Here is a 20,956-nt window from a genome sequence, read left to right as displayed (position 1 = left end):
CGGGCGTCATCGTACGCTCGATCGACCGCACCCCGTTCAATCCTGAATGAGCGCCGACCGATTGCCAGCGGTCCATCTGGATGGTTGAGCCTTCCAGTCAGCCTGCGTTGGCAAGTGTCAGAGCCCCGAATGATCGGTGACACCCGCCGCATGGTGCAGATTCCCGCAGCGCGGAGGGCCAGAGGGGGGCGTCGTGATGAGGCCATCCCATTGTTCGAGCAGATTCTGGCCGATCGGGACGGCTCCATGGGACCGACGACACCTTCGTGGAGGCCGCCCGTGCGGATCTCCTTCGCGTGTAGCGGGCGGTAGGGCGCCACAATGAGGCGGATGCGCTGCGGGAGCGGGTTGACTGTGCCGTGGGGGCATGGTTTTGACTGAGGGAGGTGCCGGTGGAGTTGGGCTGGCTGGGTCGAGGTTGAGGAGGGTGGTTGTGGCGTGGAGTACGCGGGAGGTCGCGGAGCTGGCGGGGACTAGTTTGCGGACGGTGCGGCATTACCATGCGGTGGGGTTGCTCGACGAGCCGGAGCGGAAGGCCAACGGGTACAAGTGTTACGGGGTGGCGCATCTGGAGCGCGCTGCTCGTCGTGTTGAGCCGTGTGCTCGGGCCATCGACATTGCGCGGCTATGCCGAGGCGATGCGGGACTATTACGCGGACCCCGGGGTCGTCGAGTTCGATAAGCTCCCCGCGGATGCCGACGAGCGGACCCGCGGCGAGCTGGCCGCACGCCTGATGACCCCGGTGCGGACGCTGCTCTCCGAGCACCCGCAACTCCAGCAGCGCGATGTCGAGACTCCTCGCGGCACGCACTTCGCCAGCCGCACGATCACCGAGGCGCTCAACGACCTCTACAACCCCGCCCAGCTCGACGTCCTACGCCGGATGGGAAAACTCCTGGAGGCACAGCAGCCGTCACCCTAACGGCATTGGGGGACTTCGACGCCGCCCGGCAGCGTCTGCAGTGCCGCTGAGGTGTAGTCGGCCTGCACCTTGTAGTACCGCTCGGTGGGGCCGTAGGCGGCGTAGAAGGCGAATCCGCGCGGACCGGGCCCGGCGAACGGCGCTCCGTTGACGAAGCGGCTCAACACCGGATCGATCGCGGGAAACGTCTCGGCGGTGTAGCGGGCGGGGAAACAGATCCGCTGGATGCTCGGCGAGTTCCAGTTGAAGGTCGCGTACACCGTGTAAGGCCAAGCGAGGGCGGCCAATTCGTCCGGGTCGGCGGCGACGAAGTCGAGTTCACGCAGAATATCGGCGATATCCGTGGCGGTGAGCTGGCCCGGCCGCAGGATCTGCGTGTACAGGTTCAGCGTTCGGTTGACGAAATCGATTGCCATCAAAGCAATTTTTTCGCCACCCCACCGGTTGAGCTGTTCGGCGTGGCCGCGGGCCGATTCCGGGATGCCCGGAAAGTCCACTATCCGGTCCACACTGATCAATTCCGGGAACGCGGTCCAGATCTTCTGAACCCCGGTGTCGACGGCGAGGTCGACGCCCACGCCCACCGGCACCGCGGCCGACACCCGCGCCAGCAGTTCCTCCATCGGATGCCCGACGAAGCTGAGCAGCCCGGCCTCGCGCAGCGCACCGACCGGGTCCGCGGCCAACGGTAGATTCATGAACCGCGCACTGACCTGGCGCACCGGTAGTGGATGCGTCGTTGTGCGCACGGCCAGCCAGCCGTCGGCCCACACGCCGGTCAGCGCGTCCAGCACCGCATCGACAACCACGGGGTCGTAACAGGTTTCGGCCAGCCTCGCGAACTCGCGCAAATCCTGCCGCAGGTTCTCCGCTGTCACGCTCATAGACCATCACCTCAAAATGCAACAGGCAGTGCAGGTGTGGGACCTCTCCACGATAGCGCTCACCGCGGCCGCGCGGAGACGGACCAGCAATCAACCCAGCAAACGCACCGCGCGAACCCGCTACGGGAACTGCGCGGTCGTGATCACACCTTCGACGCCCGCCGTCTGGGTCGCGCGATTGGGCAGCACCGGTGTCGCGTTGTCGCTGTAGCGACGCTTGACCATCGCCGCGGCCTGCTCCGGGGTTTCGGGGCGCCACGGTCGGGTCGACAGCTTCTCCAGCACGCAGATCAGCAGCATCTGCCTGGTGCGGGTGACCGGATGGCAGTTCATGCCGTTCTGGCCGAAACCCTCGCCGGCCGGTGCGCGGTCCTCAACCGGAACGGTCTCGGTGAGCAGCCAATACAGTTCCGGTCCGAGCAGGACGGATTCGCCGTTGCTGTCGTTGAACCAGCGGACCGAATACTCGATCAGCAGTTCCGCGATCGGCCCGCTCTGGCGCAGCGCGTCGACGAAGCGCGGCAATCCGCCACTGCCTTCGGTGTTGCGCTGAATGAGGGTCGCGATCCGGTCCGCGACCTCACGTAGCTGTGTGATGTCATGGTCCGGCCACTGCGGCAACGTCATCAATTCTCCTAACACATGCGATGGCGGTTTTCGCCGACTCGGCCCGTTCCCCGTCACCCGGCAAGAATTCAGCACCATTCGCCTGTTGTCAATGGCGCATCAATAGCAGACAGGTATCACTAAACCGTCGGTCCCAGGCGATGCCGAATTGCCACGAAACCGGTTGAACAGCAGCCCGATTCATCGATGCGCCCAGGAGAATTACTATGCGCAACTACGCATACTTCCGTTTGGTCAGTACTATTCCGGACACGAGCCGGAAACTACCGATGTCCGGCGATTGCGGCAATCGCGTCTCGCGCCCGCTCGGCCGCATGCTTTTCGTTCGCATAGAGCAGCCCGTAGGTGAACCCGTTCTCGGCACCGGCCGTGCCCGCCGCGGTCGCGATTCGCCAGAGGAACTCGGCCGATACGACGCCGTCATTGTGGTCGCCGAGCACGCTCTGTAGTTGCTTGTAGTACTTGATGTTCGCCTTCGCCTGTGTCCGATGTTTGACCGGTTTGTACAGTTCCGCCGCGTAACGAGCGCGTTTGGCGGCCTTGCGCGCGCGGTGCAGCGACTCGTCGCGGCGGTCCCGCCTCGCCTTCGTGAGCCGCTTATCGGCTTTATGCGCGGCGCGGCCTGCCTGCCGCACGAGTTCGCCCTTGCGAATCCGGATCAGGAACGGCGGCTGCGTCTGCCATGCCTGCAGGGTGGCGAGTAGCGCCAGGTAGCGAGGCGAGTCCATCGCCTCGGCAACCACCGCCCTGGCCGTCAGCTGTCGTTTCAGCAGTGTCGCGTCGACGCGGGCGGCCACCGGGCCGAGCACGAGTTCGGGCGGTAGCTCGTCGATCTTGCCCGCGAGGCGGGCGCGCTGCACCTGGCAGTCGCGCACCTCGCCGAGCAGGCCCGCGTACCACTTCAACTCGTCCGCGATGCCGTCGATCGCCGAGCGGTCCAGCAGCTTGCCGAAGACACGTAGCGTGCTGCGGAGCCGGCGGGTGGCGACCCGGGTGTCGTGGATCGGGTCCTCGCCGCGGCGCAGCGCGACGTCCCCGGTGAAGATGGCGTCGATCTGCGCGGTCAGGTATGCGTGGATTGCCCGTTCCGCCTTGGAGCCGGTGACTTTTCGCGCACTCCGCTGCGGCAACGCGCGCGAGAGCTTGGAGGGGTACCTCGCCCGGTGCGCACCCGCCTCGGCGAGCCGATCCGCCAGTGCGGTCGGGACGGCGTCGGTATGTGGGCCGAGCTCGACCTCGATCTCGCGCCAGGCCAGCGCGTCCGCGTTACCGTCCGCGGGTGTCGTGTGGACGATGTCGTCGTCGACCTCGATAACCAGTTCGCCATCAGGCCCGAGTACCCGGTGCCGGTGACGCACTGTGTGAATTGTCGTGATCGCCTGGAGCTGCCGACCGAGCGCGGCGCCGCTGACGACCTCCGCGAGTTCACTCGGCAGTTCCTCGGACCAGGCGGCCGTCACCTCGACGCGTCCGTCGGCCTGCGGAACCTTCAGCTGCCACCCTGATTCGTCCGCACCGGCCCGGCGCCGCAACGTCAAATTGTGGGTGAGCAGGTCGAGCGCCGTGGTGTCGAAATAGATGCTGGTGAGTTCGACCGACGTCGCTTCGACGTGGCCGCCGGGAACGAGATCATCGATCGGCGGAAGAGTGAATTCGCGGTCGACCTCCCATTTGGTTTCGCGTTCTAATACGTCCTTCATCCCTATAGCCTTCCCGGCTCGCAATACCCGAAACAGCCCGTGGACAGCGCCTTCAACGAGTCTCGGCGAGTACCTGCTCGGCAATCTCGTCGTCCAATGCGACGCGGACCAGCGCGGCGGCCAACTCCGCCGCGCGATTACCCGGCGCCAGTTCGCCGAGCGTCCGCGCGTCGGTGGGAAGGTGGATACGCTCGGCGCCTCGAAAGGCTCGCTCATCGAAATACGGCCGGGCCCAGGTCCATACGTCTTGGACCTCACGCAGAAAAATGTCGCTGCCGGTCGGCCCGATGCCTTGGAATTCCCGGAGCAGTAGCGCCGCCCGCTTACGGTCCTTTCCCGCTGCTTCCGCCAGGTTGCGCAGGTCACCGTCGTATTTGTCGAGAACCGCGCAGGCGTTCGCGCCGAGGCGAGTCGCGGTACTTTCGTCATAGCGTTTGTAGTGGGCGCGACCGAGCGCGTCGACGAGTTCTTGCCATTCCGCGTCCGCGATGCGCTGCGGGGTGCGGTATCCGCTGCTGATCAGCTCTTCGGCGGCGGCGACGGCGATATCGGCGGCGATACGGGTGCTCAGCAATTCGGTAAGGATCAGCAGCTGGAACAGCGGCGCGGGTTTGTCGGCAAGGGTGATGCCCGCCTGCGCCGCGTAGCTGGTGCCTGCCCGTTCGAGCAAGGCGCGCACGACATCTTGTTCGCTCATCGGGCCTCCTTCATGCTCCGCTCTTGTGCGGAATCCCTTCGCTACCAACGAAACTGGATTCCTCCGGGCTGACGAGACCGAGCCGGGTGAGTGGACGCGGTGTCACCACATTGGTGGCGTAGGTCAGCGAGATCGCCCAGCGGTTGACTCCCCTGGGCAGGGCGTAGGTGTGATAGGCGCGCGTCACCAGTTTGGCCAGGCGTCCGGAGAGGTGCACGCCCATCGGGTTTGCGACCGCGAAACCCGGGCCGAGGTCGACGACTAGACCCATGTCGCGGTGCTTGTACGGCGCAGAATGGCCGATGCCCAGGCTGGCAGCCACATTTCGGGCAAGCGCCTTGCCCTGGCGGGTGGCGTGCTGCGCGGTCGGCGGGGTGATCTTGCCCGGCGAGGCCAGGTCCGGCACCGCCGCCGCGTCGCCGCCCGCGAAAACATCGGAATGGCCTGGCACGCTGAGGCTCGTGTCGACCACCAAGCGCCCGCGTTCCATCGGCAGATCGAGGGTTTCCAGTAGTGGAGCGCCGGTCACGCCGGTCACCCAGGCGACGGTGTAGGTCGGGACCACAGTCCCGTCGGTGAGCACCACCTGATCGTCGGTCAACTCTTTCAGCGACGTTTTCAGCCGGATATCAATGCCGCGGTCCCGCAACACATTCAAGGCCTTGTCGCCGAGCCGCTCGCCGACCTCCGGCATCACCCGATCCGCCGTATCCAAGAGGACGAAACGGATCTCGGACGGGTCGAAGCCACGGCGGTGCGCGTACGCGTCGGCCAGCGCACGCAACTGCGCGACCAATTCGGTACCCGCATAAGACGCTCCGACGACAACGACGGTGCGGCGCGCGGATCGTACCTCCGGATCATCTTCGCCGTCGGCCAATTCGAGCTGGCGCAGCAACTGCTCGCGCAGGTACAGCGCCTCGGCGACGGTCTTCAAGCCCCGCGCGTGCTCGGCCAGGCCGGGCACGTCGAACAGCCTGGTCACCGAGCCCGGCGTGAGCACGAGCCGATCCCACGACAGTTCCCGCGGCGGGTGATCCTCACCGGCCACCGTGATCGTCTTGTGTTGCAGGTCAACCGATTCCGCCTTCGCGACCACGAGGCGTACCCGCGGCAAGGCGTCGGCCAGCGAGATGACCACGAACCTCGGATCGATCAAACCGCCTGCCACGTCGGGCAATAGCGGCGTGTACAGCATGTAGTCGTTGGGCGTGACGAGCACGACTTCGACGTCGCGGCCCGCTTTCGCGAACGTGCGGCACAGTTTCCTGGCGCAGGTGAACCCGGCGAATCCGCTGCCGACGATCACGACGCGCTCCTGGCTTGCGGTGTTAGCTGCCGGCACCACCGGCACCTCCTTGCATCGGGGGCGTCTGGACGTGACGCGCGGCTGATCAGGCGTCGGGGCGCGCGATATCACCGCGCCACGCACCCGTTTCCTGGCCCTGGCTCTCGATGAACTTCTTGAAGCGCTGCATATCGCCGTGCACCCGGTGCTGCAACACGCCGAGCAGTTCGGCGGCGTTTTCCACGAAACCCTCTGGGTCGACGTCCATCTGGGCGGTGATCCTGGTTTGGGCGTCGTTCAGGCGGTGGAAGGTGATCACGCCCGCGTGCTGCGGGCCCGAATCGGATTTCCACGCGACTCGTTCGTCGGGGTGCTGCTCGGTGATGGTCGCGTCGAACTCCCGCGTCGACGGACCGACGTGGATGCGCCAGTGCGTGTGCCGATCGTCGAGCTGCCGCACCTCTTCGACGCCCTCCATGAACTGCGGAAACGACTCGAACTGCGTCCACTGGTTGTAGGCGGTGCGGACCGGTACCTCAACGTCTACGGTGGCGGCCAAGGTGCTCATATGTACCCCTTTCCTCGCTGGACCCCGCAGTCGCTGGGTCGAGCCCTTCGACAGTCGCTCCCGGCGACTCGGTCAGAGGTCGCAATACCCGGGCAGTCCGTGCAGAAACAGCCGACGCCGGGCCGGGTTTGCCGCGCGCTGCCGCGGGTAGAACGCAGGCGACCATATCCCCGGCTCGAAAGGTTGACTCGCATGCAGGTCACGCGCGGTGCTCTTCTGGTTCGGCTCGACGACAAGGATCCGGTGCTGCTGCGGGTCAAGGCGGTCCGATACGCCCCGGTCCCCTACGCCGAGGTCGAACCCGCCGGTGGTGGTCGGCGAAGTACCGTCCTGTTGGCCGAGGTGGAGCGGGAATTCCGGGTCGAGCCGGGCGTGCTAGCTATCGATGGGTAGTCGCGACGACAAGGACCGCGCGACATGGTGATGGTCCCGCTCGCGCGAGCGGGACCATCACCGTGTTCGGCTACTTCTTGCCGCCGAGCGCTTGCGCCAGCTGGCTTTTGGTCATCTTCGAACGGCCCTTGACGCCACGCTGGCGGGCCTCGTTGTAGAGCTGGTCGCGGGTCGGGCCCTTCGGGCCGCGGCGTCCGGATCGCTCACCGCCACGTTGCTGCGGCGACTTGTCCTGCAGCGACGTTCGGCTGGCGGTCTTGGTCTGACCGGCCTGCGCGCGATTCTTGTTGACCACGCGCGCCGCGATCTCCTTGGCCCGGCGGGTGCTCGCACCTTGCGACTTTTCCGAATCCCGGACGTGCTCGTATTGACGTTCCTGTTTGTCGGTCCATTCCTTCGGCATGATCACACCTCCTTTTCGGCGGATAACCCACGCGGCCGACAACAAACCACCCGCGGCAAAGGCACAGGGCTGACGGGCGGCCGAACGCACCGACCCGTCAGCCCCGCACGTGGCGCTGCCCGCTACTGGTCGTGCTGATAGCCGGCCTGCTTCGCCTCGTCCACGTTGGCCTCGGCGCGCGCCTTCTCCGCTGCCGCTTCCTTCTGTGCGGCTTCGCGTTCGGACTCGGCCTTGTCCTGCTGAGCTTGACCCTCGCCTTTGAGGTTCTCGTCACCGGTGACGACGCCAGCGGCCTCCTTGACCTTGCCCTTCACGCCTTCGACGACGCCTTCGACACCCTCACGGGGACCACTCTCATGCTCCGACACTGAAAACCTCCGACATATCCGACGAACAACTGACATGTGGGCGCTTACCCGCTATCCGCGGCACCAATCCGCCCGCCGCTAGTCGCGGAGCTGAAAGCCTTCCTGCGCAACATAACTGGCGCACCTGCGACCGGCGGTCGAATGCACAGGCCGGGCCACCATCTATCCGCCTACAGCGGTATCACAGAGATTCACGTTTCGCGCAGAACGGCGTCGGGTATGCGAGGTGACGTAAGGCGTTCATACCGCTAAAGCACATTTAGCCGGTATGACCTGATCGACGCTATAGGAGTGGCATGGTTTACTGCGAGCTCGGCGGGCCCGTGGCAGCATCTCTGCGCGAGACCGAAACGCCGACCACCGCGCAGCGGCACGGAGCGCTCCGCATCGGCGTGCCCGGACTGCTGACCCTTGCCATCGTCTTCGGTTTCGGCCGTTACGGCTATGGACTCTTCTTGCCGCAGCTGCGGCGCGAATTCGGCGGCAGCGCAGGCATTCTCGGGGCGGTAACCAGTGTCGGCTACCTCGCCGAGCTGGTTGTTCTCCTCGTCGTCGCGCGACTGTCCAGCCGTTGCGGCGCTCGCGTTCCGGTGGTGATCGGCGGCTTGTGCGCGGCCGCCGGAATGGCGCTGATGGCCGCCGCGCACAGCACCGCCGCGCTGGCGATCGGCGTCGCCCTTGCCGGAACCGCGCCGGGCTGGGTGTGGGCACCGTACTCCGACGCCGTGGCGGCATCGACTCGACCCGATGCCCGCGGGCACGCGCTTTCCATGATCAGCACCGGTACGACCTTCGGCGTACTGGTCGCCGGGCCGGCCGTGCTGCTGGTCAGCGGCTCGGGCTGGCGGACCATCTGGTTCGCCGCCGCCTGCTGCGCGTTGGCGGTCACGGCGTGGAACTTCCATGTGCTGCCCAAATCCGCGCATCCAATCCCATCTGGCAGCAATGCGAGCGGCCCGCGCTGGTTCACGCTGCTGCGCGATGCACGCCACCGCCGACTACTGGCCGTGGCATTCTCCGGTGGTCTTGTCGGCGCGGTCTTTTGGTCCTACGCGGGCATTCTGGTGAGTGGCGGCGTCGGTGCGCCGTTGTTGTGGACTGTGATCGGCGTCGCCGGTCTGGCCGGAATCGGCACCGGCGCGCTCGTCGCCAAATGGGGTATGCCAACGGTTTTCGGTGCCGCTCAGGTCTGCATCCTGCTTTCCTGCGTCATTCTCGCCATGGGCCGACCGTCGGTCGTGTTGTTCGTCGCGGCCGGTGCGCTCTACGGCGCGGGTTTCATGGTGGCGGGCGCGGTGGTGCCGTTGTGGAGTGCTCGGCTCTTTCCGGATCGGCCCACCGCAGGATTCAGCGTGGCCGTCATCGCCCTCGCGGCAGGCTCGGCCGCGGGGCCCGCGGCCTTCGGTGTTCTCGTCGACTTGTTCGATATCCAGTTCATGTTCGCCGTACTGTCGATCGTGGTGGCGGCAACAGTATTGGTCCGCCCGCGCCGAAAAGATGCCGGCCCGCTCGATCGGCAGGTGTCGGCATCATGAACCAATCCGGCAAAAGTATTCCCATGGAATGGGAGCGGGTGGGAGGCGAGTTGTGTTTGGACTTCGCGAATACCGTGGGTCCGCGATACTCGCGCCCGGACAAGGAATCCGAAGACATCCTCGAGTCCCTCGGCGACCTTCTGCGCTGGTGCGCGGAGGTGGGCATCATCGCTACCGACAGCGTCGCCGCACTCGAGCGCGACGCGACATCCGCCGGGCTCGTCACGTATTCGTACTGCCTCGGTGTTCGCGAAGCGATTTATCGCACCTTCGCTGCCATCGCCGCGACGCGCGAGCCACATCCAGGCGATGTTTCGGCCATCATGGCGAGTCACACGGCGTTGCTGAGTGACGCCGTCCTGCGCGTAGATGCCGATCGTGCGGCGCTGACCTGGCCCGGCATCAGCGCGACGGCGGCGCTGGGGCCGATCGTACTGTCCGCGGTCGACCTGCTGCGCCGAGGGTCATTCGATCGCATTCGACAATGCCCGGGGCATGACGGTTCCTGCGGCTGGCTTTTCTACGACACGTCCAAGAACAACTCACGTCGATGGTGCAGCATGGCCAACTGCGGCGCGCACAACAAGTCCCATCGCCAGACCGTGCGCAAACGCACCGCCAGGAATTAGCCGCCGGCTCGGACGACGCATCGAGGCATCGCCGAGCCGCGGGCCGGTAATCAGTTGACGGCGGCGATGATTCGACGACGACCGTATTGCCAGATCGGTTCCGCCGACCGGAAACCGGCCGCGCGCAAGAACTTCAGATGCTGCTCGTAGGTCACGCCGTTGTCTTCCGGGTGCTCCCAGCGCCGGTTGTCTCGTTCGGCAACCGCGGTGGCCAGTTCCGGCTCGGCGGTGATCGCCGACCACCAGTCGACCCAGCCCTCGCGATCGCCGACACCTTCGCGTTCGAGCTGACGCGTACCGATCGCCGCGTGGAGTTGGTCGATATCCGTTGTCTCCGCGACCATGTCGTCGCCATTGAGGAGGACGCCGCCGGGGCGGAGCAGCTTGGCGGACTGCGCGTAGAGCGCGGCGAGCTGGTCGGCGCCGAGCCAGTGCAGCGCGGTGGTGCTGACGAACGCGTCGATCGGCTCGGCGGGCAGGTCGGCCGTCCACGCCGGGTCGGCGAGGTTGCGGTCGACGAGGTCGAATCCGTATGCAGTGCGGGCCAATTCGAGCAGCACCGGGTCGGCGTCGATGCCGATGACGCGCGCCTGCGGCAACCGTTCGCGAATGCGGGCTCCGAGCGAGCCGGGCCCGCACGCCACGTCGAGTACGAGCGGGTCCGCACGGTCGGTATTGGCGGCGACGGCGTCCGCGATCACCGCGAACATGATCTCGCGGTCGGGCAGATACCCCTCTTGCTGACGATCCCAGCGATCGATCCAGGTCCGGGCGAGGGTGGGGGTGAGCGACATGGACTACTCCGTTACTGTCATAATCATCAACGACAGTAACTACTGTAGCGAGAGTGAGGTGACTGATCAAGTGCGTTTAGACAGTCACACGTTGGGTGTGGTCGAAGACGGGGTCGCGCTGGTGAACGCGGCCGTCCCCGGCGAACGCCGGGGACGGCGGTATCCACCGGCGGCCGATAACGCCGAGCTGCACGAGCGATTGGACGAGATGGTCTCGACGGCCTACGGCTATCACGTCGAGCCCGAGGACGCGGCGGAGCTGGCACGGGCCGCCGGGCAGCTGCGCCAGGTTTTCGGCGCGGTCGCCGACAACGACATGGATGCCGCCGCCGCGCAGGTCAACGCGCTGATCACCGAATACGGCGCTAGGCCAACACTTATCCGGCACGGCTCGCGGCCGTGGCACCTGCATTTCCATGCCGCGGATGCCGCGCTCGTCCCCGGGATCGCCGCCGCCTGCGCCGTCGGCCTCGCCTACGTGCTCGGCAGCGAACACGCCGATCGGATCGGCGTCTGCTCAGCCGACAACTGTGACCGCGTCTATCTGGACACCTCGCGCAACGGCACCAAGCGGTTCTGCAGCACCGCGTGCCAGAACCGCGCCAAGACCGCGGCATTCCGCGCACGTCGCGCGTCGAGCTGAGTTGTCCCGGTTCCGATCTCGGTGACCGTAATGCTGGTCGTGCTGGGCCGGAGCTGGTTTCGTCTGTCTGGACCATGCGGATGAGCGAAAGGCCTTGGTATGTCCGTCGATTACCCATCGGAGACCGTGCAGGTGGTCAAGCTCGGCGCCCGCCTCGGCGCGCGAATCGAAGGCGTCCGGCTGGGCGGCGACCTGGACGCGGCGACCGTGGCGACGATCCGCGCGGCACTCAACGAGCACCGGGTGATCTTCTTCCGCGGGCAGCAGCACCTCACCGAGGACGGGCAGTACGAGTTCGCCGAACTGCTCGGCAGCCCGACCACCCCGCACCCGACGCTCACCTCGGCGGGCGTGAAGACCCTGGCCATCGACTCGAAGCACGGCCGGTCCAACGTGTGGCATACCGACGTCACCTTCGTCGATCGCGTCCCGCGGGCATCGATCCTGCGCGCGGTCACGCTGCCCAGCTATGGCGGCTCGACCACTTGGGCCTCGACCGTCGCCGCGTACAACTCGCTCCCGGAACCGCTCAAGCGGCTGGCCGAGAACCTGCGCGCCCGGCACACCAACCAGTACGACTACGCCGCCGACACCGAAGAACGTTTGGACGACGGCACCAAGGCTTACCGTCGCGAGTTCGAGTCCACCTACTTCGAGACCGAGCACCCGGTGGTGCATGTGCACCCGGAGACCGGTGAACGTGCCGTGCTGCTCGGCTGCTTCGTGAAGCAGATCGTCGGCCTGTCCAGCAGCGAGTCGCAGGCACTGTTCCGGCTCTTCCAAGACCGGGTGACGCGTTTGGAAAACACCGTGCGCTGGGACTGGTCCCTCGGTGACGTCGCGATCTGGGACAACCGCGCCACCCAGCACTACGCCATCGATGACTACGACGGCAGCGAACATCGCAGGCTGACGCGCATCACGCTGGCAGGCACCGTCCCCGTCGGCGTCGACGGCACCTCCAGCACCGTGATCGCGGGCAATGCGGAGTACTACTCGGCCATCGAGCCGCTGCAGGGTGCGGCTTAACCTGCCGTCGTCGCGGAAGTATTTGTCACCACGGTGGATTCGCGCGGTGTGAAATGCGCGCGGCATTGTTTGGCGGCCGGGAGCAAGGGGAAAACAAGCGCGGGATCGCTGATCCGGCGATTCAACGCGCCGCGCGTCGTCCAGAGCCGAACGCGCGGCGTCGATTACTCTTTGACGGCTCGCTTCCGGTCACTCCGCACAACAGGTAACCGACTTCGCCTGACGATGGGAAACGCGTGAATTTATGGAACTATGTCCGGGGACGAGGCGAATTTCTGACGTTCCTCACCTATCAGCATGCCTCCCTGGCGTTTCAGACGGTCCTGGTCGGGACGGTCGTCGCGGTCCTCGTCGCCGTCGCGGTATATCGGCTGCCGCTGGCCTCCGCACTCACCCTGACCTCTAGCCGAGTCGCACTGACAATTCCCTCGCTCGCGCTGCTCGCGCTGCTATTGGTCCCGTTCGGACTCGGCGTTGTTCCGTCGTTCATCATGCTGGCGTTCTTCGCCGCGCTGCCGGTGATCGGCAACGCGATCGTCGGCCTGCGGGCGGTGCCCGAGTCGGTCATCGAATCCGCGCGCGGCATCGGCTTTTCGCGCGGGCGCATTCTGCTCACTGTCGAATTGCCGATCGCCTGGCCGGTGATCCTCACCGGTATCAGGGTGTCCACCCAGATGATCGTCGGCGTCGCCGCCATCGTCGCCTACGTGCTCGGCCCGGGTCTCGGGTCGCTGATCTTCAACGGGCTGTCCCGGCTCGGTGGCGCGAACGCCATCGAAATGGCGTTGACCGGAACCATTCTCATCGTCCTCATCGCGTTGGTGTTCGACGCACTCCTCGTCCTGCTCGGACGCCTCACGATCGCAAAGGGACTCCAATGACAGAAGCATCGCGCAGCGATTCCATGAGGGGTGGCGGCCGGGTGACGGGTGGGCCGGAGGTGACCAGTCAGCCCGCTCCTGGCGCGGAACGCAATGTGACCGGCGCGGCCATCACGCTGGACGGGGTGGTCAAGCGCTACAAGGGCCAGGACGATCCCGCGGTCGAGCGGCTGGACCTCGAGATCGACGCGGGCGAGATCGTCGCGTTCGTCGGGCCGTCCGGGTGTGGCAAGACGACCACGCTGAAGATGATCAACCGGCTGATCGAGCCGTCCGAGGGGCGGATCTTCATCGGCGGTCGCGATGTCACGCGGGAGGATCCGGACAAGCTGCGGCAGTCGATCGGGTATGTCATCCAGTCCGGCGGGCTGTTCCCGCACTGGACGGTGGCCAAGAACGTGGGTGCTATCCCCCGGGTGCTCGGATGGGACAAGAAGCGGATCGCCGAGCGCACCGAGTATCTGCTCGATCTGGTTGGGCTCGATCCGGGGGTCTTCGCCGACCGGCTGCCCAAGGATATGTCCGGCGGTCAGCAGCAGCGGGTCGGCGTGGCGCGGGCACTCGCGGCGGATCCGCCGGTGCTGCTGATGGACGAGCCGTTCGGTGCGGTCGATCCGATTACCCGGGTTCGCTTGCAGGACAGCTTGATTGCGATTCAGCACGAACTCGGCAAGACGATCGTGGTGGTCACGCACGACTTCGAGGAGGCAACCAAGCTCGGCGACAAGGTGCTCATCCTGTCCGAAGGTGGGCACATCGAGCAGTACGCGCGGCCGGAGGAGATCCTCACCGATCCGGCGACCCCGTTCGTGGAGGAGTTCGTCGGATCCGGCGCGAAGTTGGCGTATCTGACCGTGTCGCGGGTGCGAGATGTGGAGTACGACAAGGTGATCACCGCGCGGGTCGGCGAGTCGGCGCAGGCGGTGCTCGGACGCGCGAAGGCGGCCGGGCACACCTGGGTGGTGGTGGTCGACGAGGCCGGACGACCGCGGTCGTGGCCGTCGCTGGCGGAGGTGGCGACGAAGCCGGAGGTGTCCGACTTCCTGGATCGGCGGTTGCCGGTGGTCGCGCGTTCCTCGACGCTCAACGACGCGCTCGATGCGATGCTGGCCGCCAGCCAGGGTGCGGCGCTGGTCACCGATGGTCGCGGCGCGGTGGTCGGCTCGCTCAGCATCGATTCGGTGACCGAGACGATCCAGGCCAAGCTCGCCGAGGTGCGCTCGGCGGAGGCCGAGCTCTCGTACGAAACCTACGTCGACGGCACCGATCCGGCGCCGACACCGGTGGTGGCGGCCGACGAGGAACCCGGATCGGCGGAGCCGTCATGAGTCGCCGCGTGCCGATCGACGTGTGGTTCGAGCCGATCATCATCGGCGTCATCGGTATCGGGTACTTCCTCTGGTATCGGTCGACGACGTTCACCCCGACGGAGAAGGCGTCGCTGGGGTGGGACAACCTGCAGACCACGATCCTCGCGCACATCAAGCTGACCGTGGTGGCGACGCTGATCGTGGTGGTGGTCGCGATTCCGTTGGGTATCGCGTTGACGCGGCCCGCGCTGAAACGGCTGGAACCGATCGCGGTGAATGTCGCGAATATCGGTCAGGCGGCGCCCGCGGTCGGGCTGCTCGTCCTGTTCACGTTCTGGTTGGGCACCGGATTCCGTACGGCGATAGTCGGTTTGGTGGTGTACGCGATTCTGCCGATTCTGCAGAACACGATCGTCGGGCTGCGGCAGGTGGATCACCGGACCATCGAGGCGTCGCGCGGGATCGGATACTCGGGGGCGCGGACATTGTTCCAGGTCGAGTTGCCGCTGGCGGTGCCGGTGATCCTGAACGGGGTGCGCACGGCGCTGGTCATTCTGGTCGGGACCGCGACGCTGAGCACGTTCATCGGGGCGACCAGCCTCGGCACGCTGATCACCACCGGGGTCACGCTGTTCCTGCCCAAGCTGCTCATCTCCGGCGCGATTCTCGTCGGGCTGCTCGCGTTGATCATCGACTGGCTCGGGCGTCTCGTCGAGCTGGCCGCGACGCCGCGAGGGATCTCATGAAATCGACGCGGGTCCAACAGGTTACGCTGATTTCCGCGCTCGTCGTCGCACTGCTCGCCGGGTGTGGTCTGGTGAGTTCATCAGGGACGTTCCATGAGGCGCACTTGCCGGACGGAAAGCAACCGCTGGATGGCGCGAAGTTGGTCGTCACCTCGAAGAGCTTCACCGAGGGGGTGTTGCTCGGCAAGATCACCGCGACCTATCTGGCCGCGGCGGGCGCCGAGGTCAAAGACCTCACCGGGGCACCGGGTTCCGCGTCGTCGCGGCAGGCTCAGCTCAACGGTGACGCCGATATTCTCTGGGAGTACACCGGCACCGGGTGGGTCAACTACCACAACGAGACCGAGACCATCGCGGACCCGAACGAGCTCTGGCGGCGGGTGCACGAGATCGAGAAGCGCGAAAACAACCTGGAGTGGTTGCCGCCCGCGAACTTCAACGACACCTACGCCTTCGCCGCGTCGACGCCCAATGCCGAACGGCTGCACGTGAAGTCGCTCTCCGATGTGGCCGGGCTGCCGGTCCCCGATCGAACGTTCTGTGTCGACGATGAATTCTTCAGTCGCTCAGATGGTTTCATTCCGATGCTGCAGAAATACGGGATTCCGTACAACGATCCCAATGGTGTTCCGTCCGGCAACGTGACTCGGATGGACGCCGGGGTCGTCTACACGGCGACAGCGAAGGGTGCGCCCTGCAATTTCGGGATGGTCTATACCACCGATGGGCGGGTCAAGAATCTGAATCTTGTTGTGCTGGATGATGATAAGAAGTTCTTCCTGCCTTACAGCGGCACGGCGGTCGTGCGTGCGGCCGTCCTCGATCGGCATCCGGAGTTGCGGGACCTGATCGGGACGATTTCCGAACATCTCACCGATCAGCTGATGCAGGAGCTCAACGGTCGCGTCGATATCGACGGGGAGGATCCCGCCGATGTCGCCTACGACTGGCTGAAGAAGGAGAAGCTGGTCGCGTAGGGGTCAGGGTTGTCCCGGAGGGGAATACCGTTCTCCGGGGTGACGACCCGGCTGGTTGACGCCACCTACTGTGCCTACATGACACCCGGGCGACGCGAGGATCAGCAGGCGGAGTCGCCGAAGGTGGCGCCGGACCGGCGGCGAGAGGCACGACGGGGCATCGGCGTCTTCCTCGTCGCGCTGGTCGTATTGTCGGCGCCCGCTATGGTTTTCGCCGTTGTCGCGCGCAATGACATCGGGATCCTCGTGCTCATGTGGGCACCGGGTCTGGCGGCCTTGGCCACCCGGCTGATGCTGCGGGAGGGGTTCGGCGATATCTCGTTGCGGCTGGGCCGGCGCAGTGGGTGGGCGCTGCTGATCGCGCTCGGCTATCCGGTCGGCATCGCGACCGCCGCGTATGGCCTGGGGTGGGCGAGCGGGCTCGCCCACTTCACCTCCCCCGCAGGCACTTCCAGCGGATGGGGTTCGTTCGCTGGGGAACTGCTCGTCGGCACCGTGCTCGGTACGGCGGTCGGGCTGGTGTTCGCGCTCGGCGAGGAGCTCGGGTGGCGCGGCTATCTGCTCACCCGGCTCATCGATGCCGGCGTTCCTCGGCCGCTCATGGTGAGTGGATTGATCTGGGCGGCTTGGCATTTGCCGTTGATCATCGGCGGCAGCTATCTCACCGGCAATGGTGGGTCCATGCCGGTGATCGCCGTGCTGTTCGTCGTGCAGGTCACCGTGGTTTCGTACGTCTTCGCCCGGCTCCGGCTCGATACCGGGAGTATCTGGCCGGCCGTGCTGCTGCACGCGTCCTGGAACAGCGTCATCCAGTCCGTGTTCGACCCGCACACCTCGGGATCCCAAGCCTGGCTGTGGCTCGGCGAGCAGGGCGTGCTGACGTTGGCGGCCAACGTGATCGGTGCCGTTATCCTCTGCCGGCGTCCCGGCAGAGTGCTACGGCAACCGCCGACCTGATCAGTTCGACGCGGGGTCAGCGGCCGGACTCAGCAGCACCAGCGGGATTTCCCGCGTGGTCTTCTTCTGATAACCGGCATACACCTTCTGCGCGGCGGTCACCCGCGGCCACAACGCCGCCCGCTCGGCAGCGTCGGCGATCTTGGCGACCATCGGCACGCGCGGTCCGCTGCGCACCGACACCAGGACGTTCGGATTGTCCCGCACATTGTGGTACCACGCCGGATGCGTCGGGTCGCCGCCCCGCGAAGCGACTACGACATAGGTATTCCCGTCGACGATCGGCGCGGTCAACATCACCGCGTGCTCCCGGCCCGACTTGCGTCCGGTGGTCACGAGCTCCACCGACGGCATCCCACCGAAATCATTGCCCAACTTGCCGCAACTAACCTTCAACAGCGCCCGATGCGCCGTGTTCATCGTCTTGAGAGCGAAATTCGATGGCATAAGGGTCCTTACCACGCTGCCGGGGCCCGATCTTTTGACCCCGCAAGCGTACCCCCGGTACCGGGTACCTGCGCAACGAGGTCGAGGCCGACTGCCCCCTCCCATCGGTTTTGCGCCGCTGGTTTCTCAGCGGTTTTGCGTCGCCTTCAGCTCGATGGGCCGATGGTTGGGTGGGCCAGGGCTGCCATGCCAGCTCCGACTCGCTGTGCCAGTTCGTCGAGCTCCGCCTTTTCGATGACGAGGTAGTCGAGTTTGTCGACTGCGGCGAACTGTTGTTCGCGGAAGGGCGTCCCGGGTGGGAGCGGCGCCAGGTGCCAGTGAACGTGTGCGACGCCTTGCATGCTGCCGAAGCTGAACACGTAGAGGCGTTCGGTGGGCGTGATCTCCGTGAGGACCCGACCGAGGCGATGGACGCGCAGCTGAAGTGCGAGGTAGTCGTCTTCGGTGAAGTCCGAGACGACATTCGTCGCGTGCCGTCGGGGTGCGAGCAGACAGTAGGCGTAGAGGCGAGGGTAGGGCGGGAAGAACACAATGCAGTATTCGTCACGATAGGCGACGGTTTCGCGCGTGCGAGTTGTCTGCTCATCGGCCAGTTCGCAGATGAAACATTGACCGGCGGCATTCTCGGCTTGGATTCTGGCCATGTAGGCGTTGGCATCGATCGTCCCCGTCTGCCTGCCGACGACCGTGCTCGCACCAAGCGTTCCGGGCCGTTGTGCCGATGCGCTCGGTGGCTCCATAACTACTGCTGCTCCATTTCGTGGCGTGGCTCGTGCACGGTCGCTGGAAGAGATAGGCGACTCCCGTTGATGCCCAACGATTTTACGTCCCCGACCCCATCTTGCCTTCGCGCATTTCTGAACACCCCCAGCCCGTGACGGGTCCAGATTCACAGACCCCCCATACCTCCCACAGGCGTTCAGGCCTTGTGAAAGGTACGGATGCTCTGTGAGATCGGCTATTGAGGCCTGCCGCATGGCGCCGCACGAGAGGGGCCGGGTGGTCCTGTTGAAACGGGATGAGCTCACCGTGCATTGGATGCCCGGGTTCGTGAGCGCTGTCGAATGGGCCGACGGGCCGCTAAGACGGCGACGGGCCGCGCTTGCGGGGGCTCGAGATCGGCGAGTGTCCTGAGGCGATCTGTGGGTCGTCGCATACTGGACAGCGGGCCACCACATTCGATCGACCTTGTGCGCCACCGGGCAGGCAGTCGGTGAGGGTTAGGACGTCGTCGACCCCGATGTGTGCGAACGCATCGAACTGACTCCTGAGCTGGATGCGCGCCGTGCGAGGAGCATTATGTCCACCGATTCCGAGCCTGTTCTGGTCACCGGGGCTACCGGTAAACAGGGGGGCGCCACCGCTCGGGCGTTGCTCGGCGCGGGCGTTCCCGTCCGGGCTTTTGTGCGGGATCCCGAGCGGGCCAAGGCGATCGAGGCGCTTGGCGCCGAACTGGTCGTCGGCGATCTGCTCGATCGTGATTCCGTGATTCGGGCCGCCGAGGGTGCCCGCGCGGTGTTCTCCGTGCAGCGGCCCGTGATGGGTGCGGCGGGTCTCGACTTCGAAGGTGAAGTGACTCAGGGATTCAACCTGATCGAGGGTGCGAAAGCTGCTGGGGTGCGGCAATTCGTGCATACGTCGGTCAGCGGTGCGGGCCAGCACACCGCGGTTCCGGGGTGGGCCGAAGGGCGGTGGGCGTCGATGGAGCCGTACTTCGGCGCTAAATGCGCGATCCAGGACGGGGTTCGCGTGGCGGGTTTCCCGCGCTGGACGCTGCTCGCGCCGGGGTTCTTCATGGAGAACTTCCTTGTCTCCCTGCGGTTTCTGTTCCCGCGCGGCATCGAAGGCGGCTTGGTGACGGTCCTGAAACCCGAGACCCGGCTGTCCCTGGTCGCGGTGGACGACATCGGCAGGGCGGCCGCCGCGGCCATCGCCGAACCGGAGCGATTCGACGGGGTCGAGCTGGAGTTGGCGAGCGACTACCTATCGATGACGGAGATCGCCGAGGTCCTTTCGCGGGTGCTGGGCACGCCCCTGTCCGCGCCGGACATGACCGAGGAGCAGGCTCTCGCCGCCGGGATGCCGGGCTCGGGTGCCGCGCATGAGTGGATGAACGTGGCCGGACAGCCTGCCCGCCCGCAGTATGCGAGGGACCTCGGCATTCCGCTCACCAGCTTCGAGGAATGGGCGCGGGAGCACATGGTCGGTGCCTAGTCTGCGGTCAGCCGGTCCGCGTCCCGGTGTGGGGTGCTGGTGTGGAAGACAGGCCAGCCGATTTCGGTGCACCACAAGGAGGTATCGGGGGTTTCGGGTAGACCGACCGGGTAATACTCGCGGATCGGGCCGGGCACGCCGAGGGCGTGGTGCGTGACATAGGTGGCGAGGGTGGCGTAGGCGCGGTCGACGCCGGTCGCTTCGCCGCGATAGGTGATGATCGCGAGTTCGGCGGCGGGGATGACGGTCGGACGCACCCGGCCCAGCGGGCGAACGGTCCCGGCGCAGGGGACGAAGATGGTCGATTCGCCGCGGTCGTCGGTGAACACCTCGTCTGCGTAGATGCCACCGGCCTGGCCGCTCGGCGCGAGCCCCTGCGCGGTCAGGGTGGCGTGCAGTTCGCCTAGCGCGCCCTGCAACCAGACCGGCCCGTCCGCGGCGTCGATGACGTCGGTGATCGCCGCGGCCGCGGCCGCGGGGACAGCTCGCAACTCGACACCGGTCGCGTCGGGCACCGGGTGGGTCAGCAGGTTGCGCAGGTCGTCGACCGCGCGCTGCGTGCGACCGAGCTGATCCCGCAGTCGAGCCAGGTGCGCGACGATCCGCTTGTTGCGCAGGCCGGGATCGGGAGTCGCCAGTATCGCCTGGATCTCCTCCAACGGCATGTCCAGGTCGCGGAACCGCCGGACCACCTGCGCAACGGACAGTTGGTCGGTGGTGTAGCGGCGATAGCCGGTGTGCGGGTCGACCTCGGCGGGCGCGAGCAGTCCGATCTGGTGATAGTGCCGCAGCGTCTTGACGGTCAGATGGGTGGCACGAGAGAAGTCGCCGATGGACAGGTACGCGGTCATAACGCCATTGTGCGGTCTCCCCCTGCGGGAGAGTTCGGCCCGGCAACGGGATTGACTGTCCGGCCGCCGCACCGTCGAGGGTGAGGACAGCG

The 20,956-nt window shown here is 66.1% G+C and carries 23 protein-coding genes and 1 pseudogene; 12 read left to right on the top strand and 12 right to left on the bottom strand.

Annotated elements, in window-relative coordinates; translation table 11 throughout:
* Nucleotides 1–433: 433 nt before the first annotated feature.
* Nucleotides 434–923, top strand: a pseudogene (locus tag ACIBCN_RS36555) (MerR family DNA-binding transcriptional regulator).
* On the opposite strand, the gene ACIBCN_RS36550 reads toward ACIBCN_RS36555, so the two are convergent.
* The 6 genes from ACIBCN_RS36550 to ACIBCN_RS36525 form a co-directional block, all read right to left on the bottom strand.
* A complete protein-coding gene (locus ACIBCN_RS36550) occupies nucleotides 920–1,807 on the bottom strand; it encodes an aromatic prenyltransferase (protein ID WP_396996508.1) in 888 nt (295 codons plus the stop codon). The pseudogene ACIBCN_RS36555 and the gene ACIBCN_RS36550 overlap by 4 nt on opposite strands.
* A 120-nt stretch (nucleotides 1,808–1,927) precedes the next feature.
* Complete coding sequence (locus tag ACIBCN_RS36545; protein ID WP_396996507.1) at nucleotides 1,928–2,434, bottom strand: hypothetical protein; 507 nt, start codon at nucleotides 2,432–2,434, stop codon at nucleotides 1,928–1,930.
* A 263-nt stretch (nucleotides 2,435–2,697) separates the two neighbouring features.
* Nucleotides 2,698–4,134: a CHAD domain-containing protein gene (locus tag ACIBCN_RS36540; protein WP_396996505.1), complete on the bottom strand. Its 1,437-nt coding sequence runs from the start codon at nucleotides 4,132–4,134 to the stop codon at nucleotides 2,698–2,700.
* Nucleotides 4,135–4,186: 52 nt separating this feature from the next.
* Complete coding sequence (locus ACIBCN_RS36535; RefSeq protein WP_396996504.1) at nucleotides 4,187–4,831, bottom strand: endonuclease; 645 nt, start codon at nucleotides 4,829–4,831, stop codon at nucleotides 4,187–4,189.
* A gap of 10 nt (nucleotides 4,832–4,841) precedes the next feature.
* Complete coding sequence (locus tag ACIBCN_RS36530; protein WP_396996503.1) at nucleotides 4,842–6,179, bottom strand: NAD(P)/FAD-dependent oxidoreductase; 1,338 nt, start codon at nucleotides 6,177–6,179, stop codon at nucleotides 4,842–4,844.
* A 46-nt stretch (nucleotides 6,180–6,225) separates the two neighbouring features.
* Entirely contained in the window at nucleotides 6,226–6,687 is a 462-nt protein-coding gene (locus tag ACIBCN_RS36525; RefSeq protein WP_396996502.1) for an SRPBCC family protein, read from the bottom strand.
* A gap of 192 nt (nucleotides 6,688–6,879) precedes the next feature.
* Between ACIBCN_RS36525 and ACIBCN_RS36520 the strand changes: the two genes are divergently transcribed.
* On the top strand, nucleotides 6,880–7,080 hold the full coding sequence (locus tag ACIBCN_RS36520; protein ID WP_396996500.1) for a hypothetical protein: 201 nt from the start codon (nucleotides 6,880–6,882) through the stop codon (nucleotides 7,078–7,080).
* A gap of 70 nt (nucleotides 7,081–7,150) precedes the next feature.
* Here the strand turns inward: ACIBCN_RS36520 and ACIBCN_RS36515 are convergent, their stop codons facing one another.
* Nucleotides 7,151–7,483, bottom strand: a complete 333-nt coding sequence (locus ACIBCN_RS36515; RefSeq protein ID WP_396996499.1) for a plasmid stabilization protein — start codon at nucleotides 7,481–7,483, stop codon at nucleotides 7,151–7,153.
* A 122-nt stretch (nucleotides 7,484–7,605) separates the two neighbouring features.
* The gene (locus tag ACIBCN_RS36510) at nucleotides 7,606–7,851 is read right to left on the bottom strand and encodes a CsbD family protein (RefSeq protein ID WP_396996498.1); all 246 of its coding nucleotides are present in this window, start codon (nucleotides 7,849–7,851) and stop codon (nucleotides 7,606–7,608) included.
* Between the two features lie 296 nt (nucleotides 7,852–8,147).
* Here ACIBCN_RS36510 and ACIBCN_RS36505 point away from each other — a divergent pair, with 296 nt between their 5' ends.
* Entirely contained in the window at nucleotides 8,148–9,386 is a 1,239-nt protein-coding gene (locus ACIBCN_RS36505; protein WP_396996497.1) for an MFS transporter, read from the top strand.
* Entirely contained in the window at nucleotides 9,383–10,015 is a 633-nt protein-coding gene (locus ACIBCN_RS36500) for a CGNR zinc finger domain-containing protein (RefSeq protein WP_396996496.1), read from the top strand. The genes ACIBCN_RS36505 and ACIBCN_RS36500 overlap by 4 nt, the downstream gene beginning before the upstream one ends.
* Nucleotides 10,016–10,065: 50 nt before the next feature.
* On the opposite strand, the gene ACIBCN_RS36495 is transcribed toward ACIBCN_RS36500, so the two are convergent.
* Nucleotides 10,066–10,809 carry a class I SAM-dependent methyltransferase gene (locus tag ACIBCN_RS36495; protein ID WP_396996495.1) on the bottom strand — a complete coding sequence of 248 codons (744 nt, stop codon included), beginning with the start codon at nucleotides 10,807–10,809 and terminating at the stop codon, nucleotides 10,066–10,068.
* A gap of 70 nt (nucleotides 10,810–10,879) precedes the next feature.
* Between ACIBCN_RS36495 and ACIBCN_RS36490 the strand changes: the two genes are divergently transcribed.
* The 7 genes from ACIBCN_RS36490 to ACIBCN_RS36460 all read left to right on the top strand — a co-directional run bounded on the left by ACIBCN_RS36490 (nucleotide 10,880) and on the right by ACIBCN_RS36460 (nucleotide 17,352).
* Entirely contained in the window at nucleotides 10,880–11,452 is a 573-nt protein-coding gene (locus ACIBCN_RS36490) for a CGNR zinc finger domain-containing protein (RefSeq protein WP_396996494.1), read from the top strand.
* Between the two features lie 99 nt (nucleotides 11,453–11,551).
* Nucleotides 11,552–12,481 carry a TauD/TfdA dioxygenase family protein gene (locus ACIBCN_RS36485; RefSeq protein WP_396996493.1) on the top strand — a complete coding sequence of 310 codons (930 nt, stop codon included), beginning with the start codon at nucleotides 11,552–11,554 and terminating at the stop codon, nucleotides 12,479–12,481.
* A 236-nt stretch (nucleotides 12,482–12,717) separates the two neighbouring features.
* Nucleotides 12,718–13,362, top strand: coding sequence for an ABC transporter permease (locus tag ACIBCN_RS36480; protein WP_396996492.1), 645 nt, complete (start codon nucleotides 12,718–12,720; stop codon nucleotides 13,360–13,362).
* 23 nt (nucleotides 13,363–13,385) lie between these two features.
* Nucleotides 13,386–14,690 (top strand): ATP-binding cassette domain-containing protein, encoded by a 1,305-nt coding sequence (locus ACIBCN_RS36475; protein WP_396996612.1) that lies wholly within the window; start codon nucleotides 13,386–13,388, stop codon nucleotides 14,688–14,690.
* A complete protein-coding gene (locus tag ACIBCN_RS36470; RefSeq protein WP_396996491.1) occupies nucleotides 14,687–15,418 on the top strand; it encodes an ABC transporter permease in 732 nt (243 codons plus the stop codon). The genes ACIBCN_RS36475 and ACIBCN_RS36470 overlap by 4 nt, the downstream gene beginning before the upstream one ends.
* Nucleotides 15,415–16,395: a glycine betaine ABC transporter substrate-binding protein gene (locus ACIBCN_RS36465; RefSeq protein WP_396996490.1), complete on the top strand. Its 981-nt coding sequence runs from the start codon at nucleotides 15,415–15,417 to the stop codon at nucleotides 16,393–16,395. The genes ACIBCN_RS36470 and ACIBCN_RS36465 overlap by 4 nt, the downstream gene beginning before the upstream one ends.
* Nucleotides 16,396–16,473: 78 nt before the next feature.
* Entirely contained in the window at nucleotides 16,474–17,352 is an 879-nt protein-coding gene (locus ACIBCN_RS36460) for a type II CAAX prenyl endopeptidase Rce1 family protein (protein ID WP_396996489.1), read from the top strand.
* Here ACIBCN_RS36460 and ACIBCN_RS36455 read toward each other — a convergent pair whose 3' ends face one another.
* Entirely contained in the window at nucleotides 17,353–17,772 is a 420-nt protein-coding gene (locus tag ACIBCN_RS36455; protein WP_396996610.1) for a nitroreductase/quinone reductase family protein, read from the bottom strand. It lies immediately after the preceding gene.
* A gap of 173 nt (nucleotides 17,773–17,945) precedes the next feature.
* Nucleotides 17,946–18,539 carry an HIT family protein gene (locus ACIBCN_RS36450; protein ID WP_396996488.1) on the bottom strand — a complete coding sequence of 198 codons (594 nt, stop codon included), beginning with the start codon at nucleotides 18,537–18,539 and terminating at the stop codon, nucleotides 17,946–17,948.
* Nucleotides 18,540–19,098: 559 nt separating this feature from the next.
* Between ACIBCN_RS36450 and ACIBCN_RS36445 the strand changes: the two genes are divergently transcribed.
* On the top strand, nucleotides 19,099–20,013 hold the full coding sequence (locus ACIBCN_RS36445; RefSeq protein WP_396996487.1) for an NmrA family NAD(P)-binding protein: 915 nt from the start codon (nucleotides 19,099–19,101) through the stop codon (nucleotides 20,011–20,013).
* Here ACIBCN_RS36445 and ACIBCN_RS36440 read toward each other — a convergent pair.
* Nucleotides 20,010–20,864, bottom strand: coding sequence for a MerR family transcriptional regulator (locus tag ACIBCN_RS36440; RefSeq protein WP_396996486.1), 855 nt, complete (start codon nucleotides 20,862–20,864; stop codon nucleotides 20,010–20,012). The two genes, ACIBCN_RS36445 and ACIBCN_RS36440, sit on opposite strands and share 4 nt — an antisense overlap.
* Nucleotides 20,865–20,956: the final 92 nt, after the last annotated feature.

Source organism: Nocardia sp. NPDC051052 (assembly GCF_044456045.1).
Lineage (GTDB): Bacteria > Actinomycetota > Actinomycetes > Mycobacteriales > Mycobacteriaceae > Nocardia.
This window is presented reverse-complemented; position numbering and strand designations above follow the sequence as displayed.

Coding starts and splice junctions, on each gene's coding strand:
- ACIBCN_RS36550 (WP_396996508.1), bottom strand. CDS start 1,807: ATGAGCGTGACAGCGGAGAACCTGCGGCAGGATTTGCGCGAGTTCGCG.
- ACIBCN_RS36545 (WP_396996507.1), bottom strand. CDS start 2,434: ATGACGTTGCCGCAGTGGCCGGACCATGACATCACACAGCTACGTGAG.
- ACIBCN_RS36540 (WP_396996505.1), bottom strand. CDS start 4,134: ATGAAGGACGTATTAGAACGCGAAACCAAATGGGAGGTCGACCGCGAA.
- ACIBCN_RS36535 (WP_396996504.1), bottom strand. CDS start 4,831: ATGAGCGAACAAGATGTCGTGCGCGCCTTGCTCGAACGGGCAGGCACC.
- ACIBCN_RS36525 (WP_396996502.1), bottom strand. CDS start 6,687: ATGAGCACCTTGGCCGCCACCGTAGACGTTGAGGTACCGGTCCGCACC.
- ACIBCN_RS36520 (WP_396996500.1), top strand. CDS start 6,880: ATGCAGGTCACGCGCGGTGCTCTTCTGGTTCGGCTCGACGACAAGGAT.
- ACIBCN_RS36515 (WP_396996499.1), bottom strand. CDS start 7,483: ATGCCGAAGGAATGGACCGACAAACAGGAACGTCAATACGAGCACGTC.
- ACIBCN_RS36505 (WP_396996497.1), top strand. CDS start 8,148: ATGGTTTACTGCGAGCTCGGCGGGCCCGTGGCAGCATCTCTGCGCGAG.
- ACIBCN_RS36500 (WP_396996496.1), top strand. CDS start 9,383: ATGAACCAATCCGGCAAAAGTATTCCCATGGAATGGGAGCGGGTGGGA.
- ACIBCN_RS36495 (WP_396996495.1), bottom strand. CDS start 10,809: ATGTCGCTCACCCCCACCCTCGCCCGGACCTGGATCGATCGCTGGGAT.
- ACIBCN_RS36485 (WP_396996493.1), top strand. CDS start 11,552: ATGTCCGTCGATTACCCATCGGAGACCGTGCAGGTGGTCAAGCTCGGC.
- ACIBCN_RS36475 (WP_396996612.1), top strand. CDS start 13,386: ATGAGGGGTGGCGGCCGGGTGACGGGTGGGCCGGAGGTGACCAGTCAG.
- ACIBCN_RS36470 (WP_396996491.1), top strand. CDS start 14,687: ATGAGTCGCCGCGTGCCGATCGACGTGTGGTTCGAGCCGATCATCATC.
- ACIBCN_RS36465 (WP_396996490.1), top strand. CDS start 15,415: ATGAAATCGACGCGGGTCCAACAGGTTACGCTGATTTCCGCGCTCGTC.
- ACIBCN_RS36460 (WP_396996489.1), top strand. CDS start 16,474: ATGACACCCGGGCGACGCGAGGATCAGCAGGCGGAGTCGCCGAAGGTG.
- ACIBCN_RS36455 (WP_396996610.1), bottom strand. CDS start 17,772: ATGAACACGGCGCATCGGGCGCTGTTGAAGGTTAGTTGCGGCAAGTTG.
- ACIBCN_RS36450 (WP_396996488.1), bottom strand. CDS start 18,539: ATGGAGCCACCGAGCGCATCGGCACAACGGCCCGGAACGCTTGGTGCG.
- ACIBCN_RS36445 (WP_396996487.1), top strand. CDS start 19,099: ATGTCCACCGATTCCGAGCCTGTTCTGGTCACCGGGGCTACCGGTAAA.
- ACIBCN_RS36440 (WP_396996486.1), bottom strand. CDS start 20,864: ATGACCGCGTACCTGTCCATCGGCGACTTCTCTCGTGCCACCCATCTG.